Annotated in this window: 18 protein-coding genes; 5 read left to right on the top strand and 13 right to left on the bottom strand. The window is 68.0% G+C overall.

Features of this window, described 5'->3' with window-relative positions:
- Nucleotide 1 precedes the first annotated feature (1 nt).
- Nucleotides 2–562, top strand: a complete 561-nt coding sequence (locus ACXYX3_RS03965; protein WP_458610225.1) for a thiaminase II/PqqC family protein — start codon at nt 2–4, stop codon at nt 560–562.
- Nucleotides 563–566: 4 nt separating this feature from the next.
- Here the strand turns inward: ACXYX3_RS03965 and ACXYX3_RS03960 are convergent, their stop codons facing one another.
- The 7 genes from ACXYX3_RS03960 to ACXYX3_RS03930 form a co-directional block, all read right to left on the bottom strand.
- Nucleotides 567–1,904, bottom strand: a complete 1,338-nt coding sequence (locus ACXYX3_RS03960) for an MFS transporter (protein WP_458610224.1) — start codon at nt 1,902–1,904, stop codon at nt 567–569.
- 46 nt (nt 1,905–1,950) lie between these two features.
- A complete protein-coding gene (locus ACXYX3_RS03955; protein WP_458610223.1) occupies nt 1,951–3,438 on the bottom strand; it encodes a serine/threonine-protein kinase in 1,488 nt (495 codons plus the stop codon).
- A gap of 80 nt (nt 3,439–3,518) precedes the next feature.
- Complete coding sequence (locus tag ACXYX3_RS03950) at nt 3,519–3,929, bottom strand: cupin domain-containing protein (protein ID WP_458611971.1); 411 nt, start codon at nt 3,927–3,929, stop codon at nt 3,519–3,521.
- A 7-nt stretch (nt 3,930–3,936) separates the two neighbouring features.
- Nucleotides 3,937–4,545: a sigma-70 family RNA polymerase sigma factor gene (locus ACXYX3_RS03945; RefSeq protein ID WP_458610222.1), complete on the bottom strand. Its 609-nt coding sequence runs from the start codon at nt 4,543–4,545 to the stop codon at nt 3,937–3,939.
- A gap of 123 nt (nt 4,546–4,668) precedes the next feature.
- Nucleotides 4,669–7,458: a helix-turn-helix transcriptional regulator gene (locus ACXYX3_RS03940; RefSeq protein ID WP_458610221.1), complete on the bottom strand. Its 2,790-nt coding sequence runs from the start codon at nt 7,456–7,458 to the stop codon at nt 4,669–4,671.
- Between the two features lie 58 nt (nt 7,459–7,516).
- A complete protein-coding gene (locus tag ACXYX3_RS03935) occupies nt 7,517–8,272 on the bottom strand; it encodes an SDR family oxidoreductase (protein WP_458610220.1) in 756 nt (251 codons plus the stop codon).
- A gap of 64 nt (nt 8,273–8,336) precedes the next feature.
- Nucleotides 8,337–9,020: a nitroreductase gene (locus ACXYX3_RS03930; protein WP_241205297.1), complete on the bottom strand. Its 684-nt coding sequence runs from the start codon at nt 9,018–9,020 to the stop codon at nt 8,337–8,339.
- Between the two features lie 145 nt (nt 9,021–9,165).
- On the opposite strand from ACXYX3_RS03930, the gene ACXYX3_RS03925 reads away from it, so the two are divergent.
- Nucleotides 9,166–9,879, top strand: coding sequence for an SDR family NAD(P)-dependent oxidoreductase (locus ACXYX3_RS03925; RefSeq protein ID WP_458610219.1), 714 nt, complete (start codon nt 9,166–9,168; stop codon nt 9,877–9,879).
- Nucleotides 9,880–9,973: 94 nt separating this feature from the next.
- Complete coding sequence (locus tag ACXYX3_RS03920; protein WP_458610218.1) at nt 9,974–10,885, top strand: MBL fold metallo-hydrolase; 912 nt, start codon at nt 9,974–9,976, stop codon at nt 10,883–10,885.
- A gap of 5 nt (nt 10,886–10,890) precedes the next feature.
- On the opposite strand, the gene ACXYX3_RS03915 is transcribed toward ACXYX3_RS03920, so the two are convergent.
- From ACXYX3_RS03915 to ACXYX3_RS03900, 4 genes are all read right to left on the bottom strand, one after another.
- The gene (locus ACXYX3_RS03915; RefSeq protein WP_458610217.1) at nt 10,891–12,276 is read right to left on the bottom strand and encodes a WS/DGAT/MGAT family O-acyltransferase; all 1,386 of its coding nucleotides are present in this window, start codon (nt 12,274–12,276) and stop codon (nt 10,891–10,893) included.
- A gap of 30 nt (nt 12,277–12,306) precedes the next feature.
- Nucleotides 12,307–12,966, bottom strand: a complete 660-nt coding sequence (locus ACXYX3_RS03910) for a mycothiol-dependent nitroreductase Rv2466c family protein (RefSeq protein ID WP_458611970.1) — start codon at nt 12,964–12,966, stop codon at nt 12,307–12,309.
- A 38-nt stretch (nt 12,967–13,004) separates the two neighbouring features.
- Nucleotides 13,005–13,784 (bottom strand): maleylpyruvate isomerase family mycothiol-dependent enzyme, encoded by a 780-nt coding sequence (locus ACXYX3_RS03905; protein WP_458610216.1) that lies wholly within the window; start codon nt 13,782–13,784, stop codon nt 13,005–13,007.
- A 61-nt stretch (nt 13,785–13,845) separates the two neighbouring features.
- Nucleotides 13,846–16,245, bottom strand: a complete 2,400-nt coding sequence (locus ACXYX3_RS03900; RefSeq protein ID WP_458610215.1) for a CocE/NonD family hydrolase — start codon at nt 16,243–16,245, stop codon at nt 13,846–13,848.
- A gap of 264 nt (nt 16,246–16,509) precedes the next feature.
- On the opposite strand from ACXYX3_RS03900, the gene ACXYX3_RS03895 reads away from it, so the two are divergent.
- On the top strand, nt 16,510–18,144 hold the full coding sequence (locus ACXYX3_RS03895; RefSeq protein ID WP_458610214.1) for a fatty acyl-AMP ligase: 1,635 nt from the start codon (nt 16,510–16,512) through the stop codon (nt 18,142–18,144).
- Between the two features lie 97 nt (nt 18,145–18,241).
- On the opposite strand, the gene ACXYX3_RS03890 is transcribed toward ACXYX3_RS03895, so the two are convergent.
- Nucleotides 18,242–18,445 (bottom strand): cold-shock protein, encoded by a 204-nt coding sequence (locus tag ACXYX3_RS03890; RefSeq protein WP_046366004.1) that lies wholly within the window; start codon nt 18,443–18,445, stop codon nt 18,242–18,244.
- An 82-nt stretch (nt 18,446–18,527) separates the two neighbouring features.
- On the bottom strand, nt 18,528–19,013 hold the full coding sequence (locus ACXYX3_RS03885; protein ID WP_458610213.1) for a DUF5994 family protein: 486 nt from the start codon (nt 19,011–19,013) through the stop codon (nt 18,528–18,530).
- Between the two features lie 347 nt (nt 19,014–19,360).
- On the opposite strand from ACXYX3_RS03885, the gene ACXYX3_RS03880 reads away from it, so the two are divergent.
- Nucleotides 19,361–21,553 (top strand): MMPL family transporter, encoded by a 2,193-nt coding sequence (locus tag ACXYX3_RS03880; protein WP_458610212.1) that lies wholly within the window; start codon nt 19,361–19,363, stop codon nt 21,551–21,553.
- Nucleotides 21,554–21,558: the final 5 nt, after the last annotated feature.

The raw sequence follows: 21,558 nt of genomic DNA, 5'->3' as shown, positions 1-21,558 counted from the left end.
CATGCACGATTCGCTGTGGACCGCAGCCACCCAGCATCCTTTTCTCGACGCGGTGCGAGACGGCACCATCGACGCCGACGCGTTCGACCGTTGGCTGGTCCAGGATTCGTTGTTCGTCACCGATCTGCTGGCGTTCCAGGCGCGGCTGTTGGCGCGGGCCCCCCGCCCGGCGCAGGGGGTGCTCGCCGGCGGATGCGTGGCCCTGGTCGCGGAGTTGGACTGGTTCGACGACAAAGCGGGTGAACGCGGGCTGGACATGCTGCAGACCGCACTACCGGCGACGCTGGCGTACCGGGATCTGCTCTTCCGCCTGGACGCCGCGCCGGCGGCCGCCGCGCTGACCGCGCTGTGGGTGATCGAGAGGGTCTATCTGCTCGCCTGGTCCCACGCGAAGTCCGACGACTCCCCGTTCGCCGAGTTCGTCGAGCACTGGACCGTGCCGGAGTTCGCCGACTACGTCAGCGGACTCGAGAGTGTGGCCGACGCCGACGCGCATGGCGACCTCGTCCGCGAGGTCCTCGACCACGAGATCGCGTTCTGGGACATGGCATTGGAGCGCTAGCAGGTCACGCCCGAAACGCCGATCCCCGCTCCCGGTCGAGGTAGGTGTCGGCCTTGTTGCGCAGGAAGAACACGTACACGATCAACGAGATCGCGATACAGACCGTGACGTAGCCGATGAACAACGGCACCTGGTCGCGCTCTTTGAGCGCCTGGTAGATGAGCGGCGCCGTGCCCCCGAACATCGAGTTGGCCAGCGCATAACCGACGCCCACGCCGAGGGCCCGGATGTGCGCGGGAAACAGTTCTGACTTCACCAGCGCATTGATCGAGGTGTAACCGGTCAAGATGATGTATCCCGCGGCCACCAGCGCGAAAGACGTCAACGGCGAACGCGTCTCGGGCAGGTAGGTGATCAGCACATAGGTGTAGATCACCCCGCCGATCCCGAAGAACACCAGCATCGGCTTGCGGCCGATCCGATCGCTGATCATCCCGCCCACCGGTTGCAGCAGCATGAGGAAGACGAGCCCGGCCAGGTTGATCCACGTCGCCGTCATGCCTTCGCCCTTGTAGGCGGTCTTCACGATGGCCGGCGCGTTGACGCTGTAGGTGTAGAACGCCACCGTGCCGCCGAGGGTGATCAGGAAGCACAGCAGCAGGGGACGCCAGTACTCGGTGAACAGTGCGCGCATCGACCCGGCACCGGGATCCTTGCCGGCTTTGGCCGCCTCGATCACCTCGTCGGACAGCGACTCGTCCATCGTGCGCCGCAGCCAGAACACCACGATCGCGGCCAGACCGCCGATCGCAAATGCGATGCGCCAACCGAATTCGCGCAGCTGATCATCGTCGAGGAAGGTCTGCAGGACGAGGAGGGTGAACTGGGCGAGCACGTGTCCGCCGACCAGCGTCACGTACTGGAACGACGAGAAGAACCCGCGCCGCTCTCGCGTCGCCGCCTCCGACATGTAGGTGGCCGACGTACCGTACTCGCCGCCGGTCGCGAACCCCTGCACCAGCCTGGACAGGATCAAGATGATCGGCGCCGCACTGCCGATCACGGCCTGCGACGGCACGATCGCAATGACCAACGAGCACAACGCCATCAGCGACACACTGAACGTCAGTGCCGCCCGTCGTCCTCGCCTGTCGGCGAAGCGGCCGAAGAACCACGATCCCACCGGCCGCATGACGAACGTGATCGCGAAGATGGCGTACACGTACACCGTCGAGTTCTTCTCGGATTCATCGAAGAACTGGCCTTCGAAATAGGTTGCGAACACGGTGTAGACGTAGACGTCGTACCACTCGACGAGGTTTCCCGACGACCCCCGGATGGTGTTCCAGATCGCCCGCCGGGTCGCGGCGCCGCTCGACCTCGGCACTGTTGTGGTGGTCATCGGCGCCCTCCCCTGTTCGCGTAGCCGGTACCTTACGCCCGATCGCTCAGCTCGAGCCGTATTCCACTGCCGGCTCCCGATCGACGCCGCGACTGCTGGACAGCGTCAACCCGTCCGGTTGCACGGCGTACTGGATGCCGTCGGCGGGGTTGGTGACCGTGAACCCCGCACCCGAGCGTTGGGCGTTCTGCAGCTCCAGACTCGCGCCGTCCCGTAACCGCTCTCCGCGGTAGTAGTAGCTGTCACCGGCCTTGCACACCACCGCCAATGACTGGGCCGTGCGGATCGCGGCCGCGGCCGAGTCGCCGCTGTCACAGCGGGCTGAATGTCCCATGAAGCCTTGCGAATCCGTACCGGAGACCCCGCTGATCGGCTGACTGTTCGAGGTCGTCGTGCTCGGTTCCTTCGACGTCGTGGTCTCTTCAGAAGACGACGCAGACGATGCCGGCGGCGCGAGGCGCGTGGTCGGTGCGGTCCCGGTGCCGCCGCCGCTGAACACGAGGACGAGAGCGAGCACCACCGCGGCGGTGAGCAGCACGATCGTGGCGACCATCAGCGCGATCTGCCCCTGGCTGAACCGCCGCGCCGGACGCGGCGCAGCGGGCGTCGGTCCCGGCGCGTACGGCGGCGGTGTCGTCGGATGCGGTGCCGAGAACTGCCGCGTCGACGGGGGCGACGCGACCGGGCCGACCGGCGCCGCACTCGGCGCGCGTTCGGCCGCAGCACCGGCGGCGCGCGCAAGGTCCCCGGCGGAGGTGTAGCGATCCCCCGGTGACTTCGCCATCCCGCGGGCCACCACGTCGTCGAACGCCCGGCTGATTCCGCGCCGCATGATGCTGGGCCGCGGCGGCGCCGAGAACATGTGTGCGCTCATCACCTGCCGCACATCGCCCGCCTCGAAGGGCGCCCGGCCCGTCAGCGTCTCGTGGAGCAGACACGCCAACGAGTACACATCCGATGCCGGCCCGCCGCGCTCCCCGCTGAACCTCTCCGGCGCCATGTAGGCGCACGATCCGACGACCAACCCGGTGGAGGTGACCGTCGCCTCTCCGCCGCCGTGGGCGATGCCGAAGTCCACCAGATAAGCGAAGTCGTCGGGCGTCAGCAGCACGTTCTCCGGCTTGATGTCGCGATGGACCAGCCCGTTGGCGTGCGCGTCATCGAGCGCCGCGGCGACCTGACGGATGATCGCGACCGCGCGCCGCGGCTGCAGCGCGCCATGGGTGCGCAGCACCTCTTTGAGGCTGGCGCCCTCGACGAGGCGCATGTCGATGTAGAGCACACCGTCGATCTCCCCGAAGTTGTGCACAGGGATGACGTGCGGTTCCTGCAGCCGGGCCGCGACCCGTGACTCGCGGCGGAAACGCTCCTGGAAGCTCGGGTCGGCGGCCATCTCCGGGCGCAGCAGCTTGATCGCCACCATGCGTTCCCGGGCCGTGTCGTAGGCGCGGTACACCTCGCCCATACCCCCGACGCCGATCACCGATTGCAGCTCATAGGGCCCGAACCGCGTCCCGACGCGTGGGGTGCTCACTGTTGGCGTCCTTTCCTCGCAGCCTGATCGTGTGACCCCTCCACCGAAAAGAAAACCTACCGGGTGAGCATCCGGCGGTGTCAGTGAGCGGTCACGCGCAGATGCCTGCGCGCCCGCAATTCGTCCTCCTCGACGAGAACGAGCATCGGCATATCGGGCGCGCACAGCATCGTGACCAGGAAACGCAGCCGCGCATCGGTCCGGTGGTTGGCGTCCGAATAGTGAATGACGTCACCACCGGGTTCCCAGAACGCCTCCCCCGACCGCACGATGCGGGGTGCCTGGCCCTCGAGTTCGAACACCATTTCCCCGTCGAGCACGTACCCGAAGGCCGGCCCGCCGGGATGCCGGTGCGGCGGGGCGCCGGCGCTACCCGCGGGATAGTCGACGAGCACGGTCATCGCGTGGACACCGTCGCGGATGACGGGCGGCGTCACGTCCTGCAGCACCGTCAGCGCGTCTTCCCAGCCGTTGTCGTAGTGGTCGCTCATCACCGCCTCAGGCACTCAAGCGATCGGTGTCGAGCGCCTCGCGCTGCGTTGCGGCGGCCAGGGCGAGGCGAAGGCGGCGCCGGGCGCGATGGATCCGCGACATCACGGTGCCCATGGGAACGTCGAGAAGGGCGGCGGTTTCCGCGTAGGTGTAGCCCTCGATGTCGGCGTAGTACAGAACGTCGGCGAAGCCCTCAGGCAGTGTCGCCAGAGCCGCCCGGACGTCTGCGGCGGGAACGGTGTCGAGGTAAACGTCCTCCGCCGATGCCGTTGCGGCGTGGCGCGTCTGGATCTCGGCCGACAGATCGTGATCGGCTCCTGTGCCGACCGACACTTCTTGCGCCCGTGCCTGTTTGGCGCGGTACGTGGTGACCCACTGGTTGTACATGATGCGAAACAGCCACGCCCGGACGTTCGTCCCTGGCTCGAACGTGTGGAAACCGATGAAGGCACGCATCAGCGTGTCCTGCACCAGATCTTCGGCGTCGGCTCGGCACAGCGTGCGCCGACGGGCGCCGCGCTCCAACACCTCCAGGTGAGGGCTGATGTCGCGGGCGAACCGGGCGGCTTCATCTGTGTCGGGTCTCGCGGTCGGAACGATGGCGGCAATGGTCATGATGGACGCTCCTCGGAGATCGATCGCCCCGGCCGGGGCCTGACTCCACCTTCGTCGGCAGATACCGGTTCCGAGCCCCAGAGACTCCGTGGTCTCACCCTGGAACCACGTGGTGGGCGCAGGTCAGCGCAACATCGGCAACGAGCGCAGCTGGCGGCGCGACGTGATGCCGAGCTTGGCGAACACCTTCCGCAGATGCCACTCGACGGTGTGGCTGCTGAGGAACAACTGCGCGCCGATCTCGGGATTGGTCAACCCCTCGGCGGCGAGCTTGGCGATCTGGGTCTCTTGCGCGGTGAGAGCAGGTGTACTCGTGGGTTGCGGTCGGCGTACCTTCTCCCCTGCCACGGCGAGCTCCCGGCGCGCCCGCTCGGCGAAACCCTGCGCGCCCATCGCGTCGAAGGCGCGATGCGCTGCGGACAGCTGCTCTCGGGCATCGTTGCGCCGGTTGGCGCGTCGCAACCACTCGCCGTACGCGAGCCGGGCCCGGGCCAGGTGCACGACGATCGAGGTGCGGGACAGGTGCTCGACGCTGCGCTGGTAGTGGACCTCGGCGGAGGGGCCGTCGGTCAACATCGCGCGGGCGCTGCACAGCGCGCCGGCGGCCCAATCGGTATCGCATGCCCCGGCACTGCGCGCAAAGAGCTCGAACGCCTCTTCCGCGGCCGCGCGGTCACCGGCGTGGCTGGCCGCCTCGATCAACTCGAACAGCGACCAGCCCCGGAAACCCAGATCGTCGTAACGGCAGCCGTCGCGCGCGGCGGCCAGAGCCTCCTCGTAGCGCCCGAGGCCGTTGAACAGCACAGCCCGGGCGTAGGCGGTCAAGCCGAGAAGGCGACCCTCGCCCCGTACCTGAGCGTCGTACACGGCCCCGGTCAGCAGACTCTCGGCGGTGGCGGCGTCGCCACGCCACGCGGCCAGCAGCAACGAGTGGTAGCGCACCGATCCCTTGGCACCGGTGGCCGCCATGATCGACGCCGCCTCGGACAGCAGATGGTCGGCGGCGGTGAAGTCCCCGTTGACCACGTGCACCCCGGCCCGGAAGGTCAGGGCGCGGGGCATCGCGGCCAGCGATCCGGCAGAGCGGGTGTATCGCGCCGCCGCCTCCGCCAGCCGTCGCACCAGGTCCTCGTCCCAGAGCTCGTGTGCCGCGGACTCCTGCAGGACGGGGAACGCCGGGACGCTGAGCCACCGCGCCACCGAGGACTCGTCCGATTCCACCTGATCGCACATGGCGGTCAGCGCGGCCCGAAGCGTCACCGTCCCGGTCCCCGGCCCTCCGGTGAGTCGCTCGGCGATGCCTCGCAGCAGCAGGTCGATGGGTCGCTGTGCGGTCGACGGGTCCGCTGTCGCCTCGAGCGCGAGAGCACCGGCCTGGTCCAGAGCCGCAGGTTCGGCGAGTCGGCCCGCATAGATCAGCGCTGCAACAGCTTCCAGAAAGCACTCCCGGGCGCCGTAGTCATCGAGTCGGGTCAGCCGGCGGCCCGTCTCGAGCAGCAAGGGAGCGGTCTCGGCCACCCGGGGTGCCCCCGGGTCGCCGGTGCGGCTGCGTACGAACTGCATCTGCGCTCTCAGCCGGGTGGCGGTGGCGGCCTGCACCTCCGACGTGCCTTCGGATTCGGCGATGGCGAGCAGATCGTAGGCAGCCGCGGTGTCCGCGGCGTCGCGCTTGGCCACCGCGGCGGTCAGCGCCCGCTCCGCTCGCAGGACCGGGTCGGCCGTCAACACCGTCGCGCGCTCGAGAAAGGCTGCCGCAGCGGCGATACCGCCGCGGGACCGGGCCCGCGCCGCCGACTTTTCGAGGTCGGCGGCCACCTCGTCATCGGGGCCGGCGGCGGCCTGTGCTCGGTGCCAGGCGCGCCGATCGGGATCGATTGCGGTGTCGGTGGATTCAGCCAACGCGTCGTGGACGACTCTGCGGTCGGCGAGGTCGGCAGCGCGGTAGGCCGCCGACCGCATCAACGGATGGGCGAACCGCATCCGGGGACCGAACTCGATCAGGCCTTCGCTCTCCGCCGGGCCGAGCTCGGAGATCGCGACACCCAGGCGTGCGGCAGCGCGCAGGAACAACGCAGAGTCGCCGACCGGTTCGGCCGCCGCAAGCAGGAGCAATTGCCTGGTCGCAGCAGGAAGCGCACGGATACGCCGGACGTAGGTCTGCTCGACGGCCGCCGGTGACGAGCGTTTGCCGGCAATCCAGAAGCCACCCGACAGTTCGGCAGCCGACATGCTGTGCGGCACTTCGAGAATCGCCAGCGGCAGTCCCCGGGTTTCGGCCACCACCCTGTCGCGAACTCGCGGATCGATACCGCCCGGCATCACCGAGTCCAGCAGGTCCCGCGCGGCTGCGTCGGAGAGTCCGGCGACGACCATTTCCGGTAGTCCCGCCAGCGGTGCGGTCGGCTCGCGAACCGCGAACACCAGAGCGATCCGCTCGGCCAGCAGCCGGCGGGCGACGAAGGCCAGCGTCTGCAGCGACACCTTGTCGAGCCACTGCGCGTCGTCCACCACGATCAGCAGCGGTTGATCCGCCGCCGCGGTCGACAGCAGACTCAAGACCGCCAGCCCCACCAGGAACCGGTCGGGGGTGTCGCCGACATCGCGACCGAACGCCACGTCGAGTGCACGACGCTGCGGTTCAGGCACACCGCGGGACTGCTCCAGCAGCGGCGCGCAGAGCTGGTGGAGTCCGGCGAAGGCGAGTTCGATGTCGGCCTGCACGCCCGCGACGGTCAGTACGCGAAAGCCCGTGGCAGCCGACGTCAGATGACCGAGGAGCGCCGACTTGCCCGCGCCGGCTTCACCGCGCAGGACCAGGACCTCGCAGGCGCCGCCGCGGACCGACGCGAGAACGCGGTCCAGCTCGGCGCATTCGAGTCCGCGACCGTGTAGAGACACGTCCCGACCCGACATTGAACTCCGCCGCGTGTGATGGAAGATGGTGGCGCTGACCGACCTTACCGTCAGGCCGTCAGTGCGTGATCGCGGACCGCAGAATCCAGTCCTCGAATCGGGTGTCGAACGTCCGCGCACCGGCACCGGGGCACAGGGTGCGTTCCTCGAGCGCGACACCCCAGTACCGCGCCGCGGAGTCCGCGACGACGGGGCGGGTGTCACCGCGAGCGGTCAGCGCGACCCCGACCAGGTCCGGGAGCAGCACGGCGACCGGGCCGGCGATCTCGATCACCCCGTTCGCAGGCGCCCCCGTCGCGGCATCAGCGACACCGGTCGCGACGTCGGCGGCGGCCATCGGCTGGAAGTAGGCGGGCGGCAACCGCACCTCACCGTCGACCGTCGCCGAATCTGCCAGTGTGGCAACGAACTCGAAGAACTGCGTGGCGTGGACGATCGTGTACGGAACCGGTCCGGCGGCGATCATGCGTTCCTGTTCCAGCTTGCCCTCGAAGTAGCCGCTCTGCGGCGCGAGCCTGTCCGTGCCGACGACCGACAGCGCGACGCGGTAGCCCACCCCGGCGTCTGCCTCGGCAGCCAACAGATTTCCGGTGGCGACCCGGAAGAAATCGATGGCGCTGTCGTCGAGTTCCGGCGAATTCGACACGTCGACAACCACATCGGCACCTGCCAGGACATCCGCGAGTCCGGCGCCGGTGTAGGTGTCGACACCGGTCGAGGGTGCCGCGGCAACGACATCGTGGCCTCGTTCGGCGAGTAGCCCCACAACGGACGACCCGATGCGACCGGTTCCGCCGATGACGACGATGTTCATGAGTTGGCCTTTCTGTGGTGGTCGGCACTCTGTCAGCGGGGAGAACGAGCGACGGCGTCGCGATTCATCCCCGGGCCGCACTCATGTCACGGACGAACGAGACGGTGTCGGCAAGAGGAGCTCGTCGGGTGCGCACGTCGTGGACCGACGGGTCGGCATATCCCACGCTGAGTCCGCAGAAGAGAATTAGATCGTCGTCAGGATGGACCGTCTCGCCGACTGTGGTGTGCGTCATCGACCATGCCATCTGAGGGCAGCTGCTCAAGCCCTCGGCGCGAAGGAGCAGCATCACGGTCTGCAGATACATGCCGACATCCGCCCACTGCGGCGGCCCCATCCGGCGGTCGATGTAGCAGAACATCGCAAGGGGTGCGCCGAAGCACGACCAGTTGCCGATCGCACTTCGCCGGCGTGCCTCCCAGTCGTCGCGGTCGATCCCCAGCGCGCTGTATCGCCGACGACCGAAATCGCTGCGCCGCTCCGCATACGGTGCGGGCGTCGGCGCCGGATACATCTCGAACTGCGGAGTATCCCAGGGGTCGCCAGCCGCCACACGTGCCACCGCACGCTCTTTGAGTGCCGTCAGCTCCGGTCCTCGCACCACGTAGATGCGCCAGGGCTGCAGGTTCGATCCCGACGGCGCCCAGGCCGCCGCGGTGAGCACCCGATCCACGATGTCGGGCGGCACCGGTCGCGCGGTGAAACCGCGCACTGCCCGCCGCGTCATCACCGCCTCGTAGACGTCCATCGAAAACCTCCTGTCCGAATGAATGAGTCGGCGCCAGGAACGGCGGAGCCTCCACCGGTTCATCCCCGCGCACGCTCGACCGCATGGGATGAATCTCACGGCCCCGCCCCGTTCATCGGTGTCGTCCCCGAGAAAGGAGTCGTCCATGGAGATGTCCGGGAGAAGAGCTCTCGTCACAGGAGGTACAGCCGGGATCGGTCTGGCCTGCGCGCGATCACTGGCCGATGCCGGAGCGGAGGTCATTGTCACCGGCCGCGACGTCGACCGAAGCCGTTCGGCCGCAGCGCATCCCAACATCCGCTTCGTGTCCGCCGACATGGCAGACCTGACCGCGGTGAGCGAGGTGGCCGGCGCCGGCGACGTCGATGTCCTGATCAACAACGCCGCGGCGTTTCCCGGTGCGCTGACGCTGGAGCAGGACGTGGCGTCCTTCGAGCGCACGCTCGATGTCAACATCCGGGGGCTGTACTTTCTGACCGCCGGCGTGGTGGACGGCATGGTGCAGCGCGGGCACGGCAGCATCGTCAACATCTCGTCGATGGTGGCCGCGAAAGGGGTGCCCGCCGCCTCGACCTACAGCGCGACCAAGGCAGCCGTGGAATCGCTCACCCGCACCTGGGCGGTCGAATTCGGCCGCTTCGGTGTACGCGTCAACGCCGTCGCGCCCGGACCCACCCGCACCGAGGGTGTCGCCGCCGAGTGGGGCGAGGTCAACGAGGAACTGGGTCGCGCGCTGCCGCTCGGCCGTACCGGTCGGCCCGAGGAGATCGCCCAGGCCGTGCTGTTCCTCGCCTCCGACCGGGCCAGTTTCATCACAGGCGCGATCCTGCGTGTGGATGGCGGCGGATCGGCGACATGAAAAACATTTACTCCCAGGATGAGTCGCGGAGCTGCGCCGCGTTCCTGGTCGCAGAGGCGTACTCGACGCCGCAATCGAACACGAGGGAGCGAGCATGACCATCGATCACGTGGAAGGCACCACATCGGCCGGGAGCGAGCTGGTGCCGTCGCGCTACGCGGTGCAGGTCGGCGACATCGAGGTGGTGATCATCAGCGACGGCGTCCTACCGATCACCGCGCGGACGCTCGGCACGAATGCCGAACCGGCCGCGTTGGGCGGATGGCTGCAGGACATGTTCCTGCCCCCGGACGTGCTCGACTGGCCGCTCAACGTGGTCGTCGTCCGCAGCGGCGACCAGACCATCCTCGTCGACTCGGGCCTCGGACTGGAATTCCCCGGATTCCCTCGGGCCGGTCAGACTGCCCACCGGCTGCACGACGCCGGCATCGATCCGGCGACCATCACGGACGTCGTCCTCACCCATCTCCACATGGACCACGTCGGCGGCCTGCTCAGTGACGGTCTGCGCGAGCGCCTCCGACCGAATCTGCGCGTCCACACCGCAGCCGCCGAAGCCGAGTTCTGGGAAGCACCCGACTTCTCCCGCACCGACATGCCCGAACCGGTGCCGGAGGTGTTGCGCTCGACGGCCACCCGGTTCCTCACCGAGTACCACGGCCGGCTGCGCACATTCGAGCAGCACGCCGAGGTGGCACCCGGCGTCGTGGTCAGCCGCACGGGGGGTCACACACCGGGACACAGCATCGTGCGACTGGAGTCGGGCGGTGCGCGGCTGACGTTCGCCGGGGACGCGGTGTTCGCCCCCGGGTTCGGCAATCCCGAGTGGCACAACGGTTTCGAACACGACCCGGACGAGGCCGCACGCGTGCGCTTCGAGCTGTTGCGGGAACTCGCCGCGACCGGCGAGTCCCTCGTCGCCACTCACCTACCGTTCCCGTCACTGTGCCGAGTCGCCGCGACGGACGACGCTTTTCGCGCGGTGCCGACGGTGTGGGACTACTGATCCGCTCAGCAGCCGCGCAGCAGCTCACCCAGTTCGACGTCGAAACGGTCAGCCAGGTCCCACAGGTCATCCACGAGCTGGGGGCAGGAGATGATGCCCACGTTGAGTCGGTCGCCGACCGACATCACGGTGATGTTGAGCCCGGAGCCGTGGAAGATGGGCCCCAGCGGGTAGAGCGCGGTGACCTCGGCGCCGCAGCTGTACAACGTCGCCGGCGGGCCGGCGACGTTGGAGATCACCACGTTGTGAATGGCGGTGCGGGTCAACGGGGTACGCGACAGCATCGCCAGCATCCAGCCGTACATGTTGCGCGACAGCAGCTGCGCCAGATCCACCAGCAGAGTCGGACCCAAGGAGCCGCTGTGCTCCTTGGCCCGCCTGTTCGATGCGGCGATCGTCTCGAGGCGCTCCAGCGAGTCGGCGACGTCGGTGTGCAGGTTGCAGAACATCCCCGAGAGCTGGTTGCGGCCGGGCCGGTCCGATTGGCCGTGAACCGATGCAGGCACGACCGCGATCAGCGGTTTGGCCGGCAACTCGTCGCGGTCGGCCAGATATCCGCGCAGCGCCCCCGCGCACAACGCCATCACCACGTCGTTGACCTTCACGTCGTAGTGGTTCTTGACCTTCTTGACGTCGCTCAGGTCGAGCTGCACCAACGCGATCGAGCGTTCCGAGGTGACCTCGGCGTTGAAGCGGGTCCTCGGCGCGGTGAACGGTGCCGCCATCGCGTTGCCCGACACGGCCCGGTTGACGGTCTTGGCCACCATCGCCGCGGTCTCGGGAATCACTCGCGTCAGCTGCCACGGCCGCGTCACGAAGCGGACGAACCCGTCGGCCGCGACCGCCCACGCCGGCACGTCTCCCGGCCCCTCGACCGGGGCAGGCGGCGGCGCATCCGCTTCCAGATCGCACAGCGTCTCCAACAGGTTCGCCGCCGACACGCCGTCGACCGCGGCATGATGCACCTTGATCATGAGTGCCAGCGGCCCACCGGCGTCGAGCGCGGCCCGATCGAGACCCTCGATGATCCACATCTCCCACAGCGGCTTGCTGCGATCCAGCGGAATGGAGGCGATGTGCCCGCACACCTGCGCCAGCTCCTCCCGCCCGCCGGGTGACGGAAGCGCGATCCGGTTCAGGTGGCGGTCGAGGTCAAAATCCCTGTCCTGCACCCACACTGGATGATCCAGGTTGAACTGACTGTCGCCGAGCTTGGCGCGCAGTTCGGGCAGCGCCCGGATGCGGTCGCCGACGTCGCGACGAAACTTCTCGTAGGTGAACCCGCCCGGCACCGTCGACGTGTCGACGAGCACGACCGACGACACGTTGAGCGGCACCGTGGCCGATTCGCTGTACAGCAGGCCCGCATCGAGACCCCCCAGGCGATCCACCGGACCGACGTACCCGCTGCGGTGTGCCCGTCAAACGCCGGGCTCGTCGAACTGCACCACCTCGCCGCGGTTGATCGACACCCAGTCCCTGGCCTGCAGGTAGGGACGGAACGTCTCGGTGATCGCCTCCTGGTCGGCGGCCGTCTTGGGGCGCTGCAGTTCGTAGAGGTGCGGGAACTCCGTCCACGCCACCACGGCATGCCAGAGCCGAAGCGCAGCCTCCCCCGTCGGCGGGTCGATCAGCACCGGCCCGAACAGGCACTGCCCGTCGGCGAAGAACAGCGTCGGCACCCCGTAGCCGCCGGCGTCGACGACCCGTCGGTGGTCGGCCAACACCTCGTCGCTGGTCGTGGGGTCGGCGATGGCCTCGTCGACCAGCCCCGCATCGAAACCGAGCTCGGTGAGGAGGTGCCGGGCGACGGCGGGATCGTGGGGCTTGTGACCCTCGACGTGCAGGGCGCGCGCAGCCCGTTCGTACCAGGCGTCGACGGCGGACATCGACTGTCGCCGCAGCAGCGCCCCGATACGCATCATCGACCAGCCGTAGGACCACTCGCGTTCCCACGGGTGCTTCTTGCCCTCTCGCCGGTTGACCTCCTCGAGGCTGAAGAAGCGCCAGTTGACGGTGATGCCGGCGAGGTCGCGCACCTCCCGGATCCACCGCGACGTCTGGTAGGCGAACGGGCACATCACGTCGAAGTGGAAGTCCACCGTGTCAACAGGATTCGTCACATCGTGAACCTCAGGTTGCGGGCGGCCCGATCACCGAGTTCGTCAGCCCCGGTCCAGTGGATCCGGCCGGCGTCGATCTGAGCCTGAGGGTCGATGCGGCCGGACGCCAGTTGGATGAAGGTGGTCGAGTCGGTGGTGACCACGACGTCGGGATCGTCGAGGTGGTCCACTGCCGTGGCTTTCCCGTCGACGCGCACGTGCAGCGTCCGGGTGACCGGGCCGGTGAGGTCGAACGTGATGCTGGTGCCGTCCGGCAGGCCGATCTTCTTGCCGACGATGTAGCCGATCGAGTTGGCCACCTGATCGAGCGCCAGTTCGGCCGCGATGCCGCCGTCGTCGGTGGACCGGCCCAGCGCGGTGGTGACGTCACGTTCGTGCACCCAGATGTCGAAGACGCGGATCGCGAGGAAGCGCCCGTACGTGCCGGGGCCGACGGGCATCCAGGACGGCCGGTCGTAGTCCTCGGGCGACAGCGCCGCGAGGTCGCGGCGGCGCTGCTCGACGACTGTGCGTATCTTCTCCGCATAGGGCGACGGGTCGGCGACGAACTCCGCCGCCCGCTCGAACGGCGGAAGCTCGTCCACGCTGTCGGGCAGCCACCCGGCCAGAACCGCTTCGACGCCGACGACGTGGTCGAACACGCCGCGCACGGTCCAGTCCGGACACAGCGACTGGACCTCCCAGTCGGCGTCACTCAGATCGGCCGCGAGCTTCTCCATCGCGGTGTAGCACTGCTCGAGCGCAGAGCGGATGTCGTCGGGGGTACGTGAGGGCATCCCTCTTCTCTAGCCGGGCGAGCGCTCCGAGGGAAGTCTTTTCGCGAACCTGTGCGCCGGCTCAGGCCGAGATTGGCTCCGGCTGGGCTTCGGTGGCCAGCGTCGGCAGCGTGATCGTCATGCCATCGACCGTGATCCGACCCCACGAGTAGAAGTTCAGGAACTTGATGGTCGAGGTGACCAGCTGCACGGTCACCGATTCGCCCGGCTGCAACGTGTGGGCCACCTGCTCGAGGGAGAACGTGACCTCGTGCGTGTCACCGTCGAGGGTGACCGGGATCGGTGTCGCCTGGGTGCCCAGCACCAGTCCGGTCTTGTCGTCGACGATCTGGGCGTACACGTGCTTGGCGTTGCCCGTGCCGGAGTAGGTCAGCGTGAGCTCGGGCGCCCCCACGATGTGCGTGAGCTCCTGCGCCGGAGGCACTTTCAGGTTGACTGCGTTCAGAGCGGGACCTGCTGAGGCGATGCCGAGCAGTGTCTGCAGCGGTCCGTGGAAGAGGATCCGCGGGTCGGGTCCGGAGCCGCCGAGGAACGGGATGAACGGGATGGTCTTCGGGGTGTCTTCGGTCGCGGTGATCGGGGTGCCGTTGTCCACCGGGTACTTGTCGGAGCTGTACCAGACGCCGTTCTGGTCGGTCCACTCGAATTCGGGCCCCGTGGAGACGGTGGCGTCGCCCATCACGTAGCGGTCCAGCCAGTCCATCGTGCGGTCGAGGATCACCTCGCCCCTCTTGGGCTGGCTCAGGCAGGCGCCGTGGCCGCCGCAGTACCAGATCACCTTGGTGATGGTGCCTGCGGCGAGGAGGTCCTTGGCGTTGGCGTCGGCCTGGCTGAGCGGGAACAGCGTGTCCACGGTGCCCTGGATCAGCAAGGTCGGCGCGGTGATGTCTTTGATCTGGTCGGCGAACCCGAAGCTCTCGACGAGGTCGAGGTCAGATTGCTGCACCTTGCCGAACAACACCCCCATGACGGCGACGGGCAGGATCCGCGGGTGTTCGCGGGCCAACGTCAGCACCAGCACCGCAGGCAACAGGGTGCCCCATGCGCTGTTGACCGCTCCGCGGGGGAAGAGCACGTCCACGAGGTCGTTCCACGCGATCGTGGGCACGATCGCATCGATACGGTGATCGATTGCGGCTGCTGACAATTGAATGCCACCGCCGTAGGACGCGCCGACCATCCCGAGGCGGGGATCATTCGTCGTGTCCAGTTTCACGTACGGCAGCGTCGACAGGAAGCTGATGATGTGGGAGACGTCGCGGCCCTCGAGATCCGGCGAGTCCAGATGCATGATGCCGCCGGACCGCCACTCGCCGCGAGGATCCCAGGTAACCACGTTGTAGCCGGCTTCCCGCAGCCGTCCGATACCGATCACGTCGTACGGCAACAGGCTGTCGTTCTGCAGAGCCAGTGACGTCGACCCCGGCAGGCCGAGGCCGGGGCCGTCGAGAACCGTAGGAGCTTGGCCGTTTTCGTCGAACGTCAACGACGGCATCACGTTGACGAAGATCCGGGTCCCGTCGAACGAGGTGACCCAATAGCTCTTCGGTTGCGGCGTCCCGGGCGGGTCGAACCGGTTGAGGGGGAAGCCGATGATGGGCTGCAGGGCGTCCCCGACGAGGGGAAGGGCATGCAGCGTGCGAACGATCGGTGTGAAGACGAACGTGCCGAGCACCGGGATGCGCTGCAGCCAGAACAGCGGGGGGTGAACCTCTTCGACCGTCACGCCTTCCGGGATCGAGTAGCTGTCGGCCACCTGGCTCGTGGTCTGCGCGCCGGCGACGGTCGGCGAGGTGTCGTCGGTGACCTCGCGACCGGCGGTCACCACCGACATCACCAGCGATGCCAGTGCGGGCGGCGCCGGGTTGTCACCGGCACCCGCCTCGGCGCGCTTGGCGGCGATGCGGTCGAGCAGCGGCGTCAGCGCGCGGGCCGGCTCGTCCGAAGCCGGCTCTGCCACCTCGGGTTCGGCGCGGGCGAGCTCCGGCTTCTTCACCCAGAACGGCTTGTGCACCACCGAAGGCACGTCGGCGACAGCCGATCCGGCGGGCGCCACCTCGGGTTCGGTGACGGTGTCTGCCGGCCGGGTGTCGGGCGTCTCGTCGGCGCCTGCCTTGTCGGCTCGCGTCTCGGAGATGGACGTGGCGAGCTTGTGCCGTGTGCGGACGGGCCTGGTGTCCGCATCCGGCTTCTCGTCGTCGGTGGCGCGCGCTGTAGTCATGGACTCATCAGGACGGTTGACTGTGGGCTTCTGGCGCGACGCGTCCGACGTCTTCAAAGTCCGCGACGGCTTCGACGTCTGGGAGGTCTGGGAAGTTTTGGCGGCCGATCCGCCGGACGTGCCCGACGAGTCGCCACCGTCGTCGGCTGCCGCAACGCCCGCACCGGCGAGAACCGCGACTCCGATCCCGAGCGCTACTGCCAATCCCCCGACACGACCCACACACGACCCGGCACCCATGCGTCAGTCTTACCGTGCGGTCCGCACGCGGTGGGAGCGTTTCGCCGCTTTCTTACCGATGAGTCAGATCCCGGGTTTCCGGCGACGGAACCCGCGGCGTTTCGCGAAACGCGCGACGGATATCGCGCGCGTCCCCGGAAGTGGGCGTCGCGGTCCGTACAGTCGGAGACCACACACATCTGGGCACCCCAGGGGAGGTCAACCCCGCGCAGGTCGTACTCCAGCGGCTCATCCACCACACAGACCTAAGCCTGAGGGGCTGTCTTGAGCCAATTCACCGAGACCATGTACGACAACGCCCGCCGAAGCGTGCGCGCATTCATCACCGGCGAACCCGACGCGCCCCTGCGCCAATCGTGGCTGGAGGTGCACGACCGAGCCGCCCGCATCGCGGGAGGACTCGCCGCGGCCGGCATCGGCCCCGGCGACGCCGTTGCCGTCCTCGCCGGCGCGCCCGTCGACATCGCGCCCACCGCACAAGGCATTTGGATGCGCGGCGCCAGCGCGACGATGGTGCACCAACCGACACCACGGACCGACCTCGCCCGCTGGGCGGAGGAGACGACGACGGTCATCCGCATGCTGGCGGCCAAGGCGGTTGTCGTGTCCGAACCTTTCCTGGCCGCGATCCCCGTCCTCGCCGGACTCGGGGTGACGGTGGTGACCGTAGATGCCTTGCTGGCTCACGATCCCGTGCGCCCGGTCGACACCGATGACGACGATGTCGCGCTGCTGCAGCTGACCTCCGGCTCGACCGGATCCCCCAAGGCCGTGCGAATCACGCACGCCAACATCGTCGCCAACGCCGCAGCGATGACGACAGCGTGCGATTTCGACCTCGACACCGACGTGATCGTCAGCTGGCTGCCGTGCTTCCACGACATGGGAATGACCGGCTACCTGACGGTGCCGATGTACTTCGGGGCCGAACTGGTCAAGGTCACGCCCATGGACTTCCTGCGTGACACACTTCTGTGGCCTCGGCTGATCTCCAAGTACCGCGGGACGATGACCGCCGCGCCCAACTTCGCCTACACCCTGTTGTCCAAGCGACTGCGTCGCCAGGCCGAGCCCGGGGAGTTCGATCTGTCGTCCCTGCGGTGGGCGTTGTCGGGCGCCGAGCAGGTGGATCCCCTCGACGTGGCAGAGCTCTGCGATGCCGGGGCACCGTTCGGTCTGCATCCCGGGGCCATCATCCCGGCCTACGGGATGGCCGAGACGACGGTCGCCGTGTCGTTCTCCCAGTGCGGCGGCGGGATGGTCGTCGACCATGTCGACGCCCATCTGCTGTCGGCGCTGCACCGCGCCGTTCCGGTCACGAAAGGTACTGCGCGACAACTTGTTTCACTGGGTCGCCCATTGGAAGGGATGGACATCCGGGTCGTCGACGACGACGGCGCCGAAGTGCCCACCCGCGGCGTCGGTGTCATCGAGGTGCGAGGCGCAGCGGTCACGAGCGGCTACACGACCGTCGCCGGCTTCATCTCCGCCCAGGACGAACTCGGCTGGTACGACACCGGCGATTTGGGCTACCTCACCGAGACCGGTGAGATCGTGGTGTGCGGACGCCTCAAAGACGTGATCATCATGGCGGGGCGCAACATCTACCCCACCGATATCGAGCGCGCCGCCGCCCGCGTCGAAGGCGTGCGCGCAGGCTGCGCGGTGGCGGTACGACTCGACGCCGGGATGTCACGAGAGACGTTCGCAGTTGCCGTGGAGTCCAAGGACTTTCACGACGCCGAGCAGGTACGCCGAATGCAGCGTCGGGTCGCCCACGAGGTCTTCGCGGAGGTGAACGTGCGGCCGCGCAACGTCGCGGTGCTGGCGCCGGGGACGATCCCCAAGACGGCGTCGGGCAAGCTACGCCGTGCGCATGCGCTCGCCCTGGTCAGCTAGCGAGGTGCCGCCCTGGGGGTGATCCCCAGGGGCCGGAAAACGAAAAGTGGGCTGGTGAGTGTGACTCACCAGCCCACGATCGAAAGCTCGTGCCGCTTTAGACAGCCGTCACGTTGACGGCCTGCGGACCCTTCTGTCCTTGCTCGACGTCGAACTCGACGCGCTGATTCTCCTCGAGCGAGCGGTAACCGCCGCCGGAGATCGCGGAGTAGTGGACGAAAACGTCCTCTGCGCCGCCGTCGGGGGCGATGAAGCCGAAGCCCTTGTCGCCGTTGAACCACTTCACAGTTCCCTGTGCCATACTTTTTCAACTTCTCTCATGGGATGAAACGCCAGATTCGGCGTCCCGCCCTTACGGTAGCACGCGCCGAGCGGCCGAACAGTCACGAATTGGCGGCCTCGCCCCATTTCACGCTTTCCGTACGCGCGAGACCGACCACCAGACAAGCTGTTTCGTACATCCGATTGTTGGCCGGATCGATCCCGGGCGGCATCCCCGCGGCTGCCCGCAGCACCATCGATCCGAGCGCCACCGACGTCATGCTCGGGACGACAAGCAATTTCACCGCCGCGTCGCGACCGACGATCGACATCAACCGTGGCCGGCGGTGATGCCCACCGGGCAGCGCCATCCGAGACCCGGCCGCGATGGTCTCCAGGTCCAGCTGCCCCTCAGTGGGTGACCAGTTGATCTGCATCGTCACGACCTCCCCGAGTGCGCGATGCAAAGCGCCGATCAGGTCGGGGAGTTCAGCTGCGATAGCCGAGGAGTGGGGCCACCACGCCCCGTCGATCACGCCACCGCGGTCGGTCGCAAGACTGACCCGAACCGGTTTGGCCGCACGACGGGCACGCGGTATGCCGTTCACCGACGGGGCGAATCAGCAGAATGCCTCGGAAGAAGGTCAGAGAAAACAGGGGCCTCCACCGGTTCGTCGGATGACGACACCGGAGCATGTTCTTGCGCGGTCTGACGATGAGAAAACAGTTCAGACGAATCCATGAGCACGTCCTCGAGTGTTGGGAGGGTCCCGCCTCTTGAGTGCGGAAGCTTCGATCGCTTCGCCGGCTGAGCAACCCTGAGATCGACGATACACCCCGCCGGTGGAGGCGACGCGGCGTCATCGACATCACAGGTTCGTGGCGAATATCCAGCCCGCATTCGGGCATCACTGAACAGATCACGATTCCTGTTCACTACCTGACGGAGAGATCGATGTCGCGCTATCTGTTCGCCCTCGGTGGGTTCAGCTTCCGCCGTCGCCGCCTGGTGCTGGGCACGTGGCTGGCCATCCTCATCGGTGTGGCTCTTGCCTTCGTCGGCTTCCGGGGAGAGCCGTCGGACAACTTCACGATCCCGGGAACCGAATCACAGCGGGCCGTCGAGCAGCTCCACGAGCGACTTCCGGCCTTCGCCGGCGCACAGACCCAGATCACGTTCGCCGCGCCCGCGGGGCAGACCCTGACCGACCCGGCCGTCGCACCCACGATCCAGGAGGCCGTCGCCTCCCTGGCCCGGATGCCCGAGGTGGCAGCCGCGGCGGGGCCGGCCCAGACCCGCCAGATCGGACCCGACGGACAGGTCGGATTGGGGACCGTCCAGTGGCGAGCTCCGATCGGCGAGGTGACCGACGCGTCGCTCGGCGATCTCGAGTCGGCGATGGCGCCGGTCGAGAAGGCGGGCGTGCGGGTCGAGTACGCCGGCAGCGTGTTCCCCGGGTACAAAGTCGACGTTCCGCACCTGCCCGAGATCATCGGGATCGCGGCGGCGTTCCTGATCCTCCTCGTCACGTTCGGCGCAGTGATAGCGGCGGGACTGCCGATCCTCACCGCGAGCATCGGCGTCGGCATCGGCGCGCTCGGCATCTTCGTGGTCGCCGCGTTCGTCGACATGCCCTCGGCATCGCTGTCGCTGGCGTTGATGCTGGGTCTCTCGTGCGGTATCGACTACGCGCTGTTCATCCTCAACCGCTACCGCACCAACCTGCTGTTGCTGATGCCGCGCCAGGAAGCCGCCGCCCTGGCCGTGGGTACCGCCGGCGGATCGGTGGTGTTCGCCGCCCTGACGGTCATCATCGCGCTGTGCGGCCTGGCCATCGTCGGCATTCCGTTCCTGACCTATATGGGCCTCGCAGCAGCGGTATCGGTGCTCCTCGCGATGCTGATCGCGTTGACGCTGTTGCCGGCGCTGTTCGGCTTCGCGGGCGGGAAGGTCGCGTCGTTCATCGAACCCCCTCTGCAACCGGGCCGGCCCAAGCAGGTGGCGCAGGTCGCGGCCTACACCCCGCACCGCACGCTCGGAGCCCGCTGGGCAGGATTCGTGGTGCGATTCCGTAAGCCGCTGCTGGCCGGCGGGGCGGCGGCGCTCGTCGTGATCGGCATTCCGGCCCTCGGCCTGCAACTCGGCCTGCCCAGTGGTGCGTCGCAGCCGGAATCCAACACGTCGAGGCAGGCGTACGACCTGACCGCTGAACACCTGGGCGAGGGCTTCAACGGACCGCTCCTGGTGGTGGCCGATCTGACGGGGGCGACCGATCCACGCGCAGTGGCCACGCTGGCGAAGAACATCGGCGAAGAGGATGGGGTGGCCGTGGCGGCACCCGCCGGCGGCGACGACCGCACCGCGATCATCCAGGTCATCCCGACGACCGGTCCGAACGACCCCGCCACCGCGGACCTGGTCACCAGGATTCGCGCCGACCGCGACGCCATCGAGGCCGACACCGGGGCGACCTTCCTGGTGGGCGGGACCACGGCGTCCAACATCGACACCTCACAGAAGCTGGCGGCCGCGTTGCCGATCTTCTTGATCGTGGTCGTCGGGTTGGCCTTCATCTTGCTGACCATCGCGTTCCGCGCCGCGCTGGTGCCCCTGACCTCGATCGTGGGGTTCCTCCTGTCCGTGTTCGCGGCCCTGGGCGTTCAGGTCGCCGTCTTCCAATGGGGCTGGGGTGCATCGCTTCTCGGTATCACGCCCGGAGAGACGATCAGCTTCCTGCCGATCATCGTGCTGGCGATCATCTTCGGCCTGTCCAGCGACTACGAGGTGTTCGTGGTGTCGAGGATCAAGGAGGAAGTCGGCCACGGCGCTGACGCACTGACCGCTGTGCGGCACGGCGTGGGACTGTCGGCGCGGGTGGTGACAGCCGCTGCGCTGATCATGTTCGGCGTGTTCATCGCGTTCGTGGCCGGCAGCGATCCGATCATCAAGTCGGTCGGCCTCACCCTGGCCGTCGGCGTGTTCCTCGACGCGTTCGTCGTCCGACTCACCCTCATCCCTGCGGTCATGGCCATGCTCGGCGACCGTATGTGGAAGCACTCGACGTGGTTCGACAAGTATGTGCCGGACCTCGACATCGAAGGCACGGCCTTGGCGGCCAGACATTCCCCGCCGGTGCCGGTGTCCTGACGCGA

This window comes from Mycobacterium sp. Panama NTM2, from assembly GCF_054355555.1.
The sequence above is the reverse complement of the archived record's forward strand: the minus strand, read 5'-3'. Positions and strand labels throughout refer to the sequence as shown.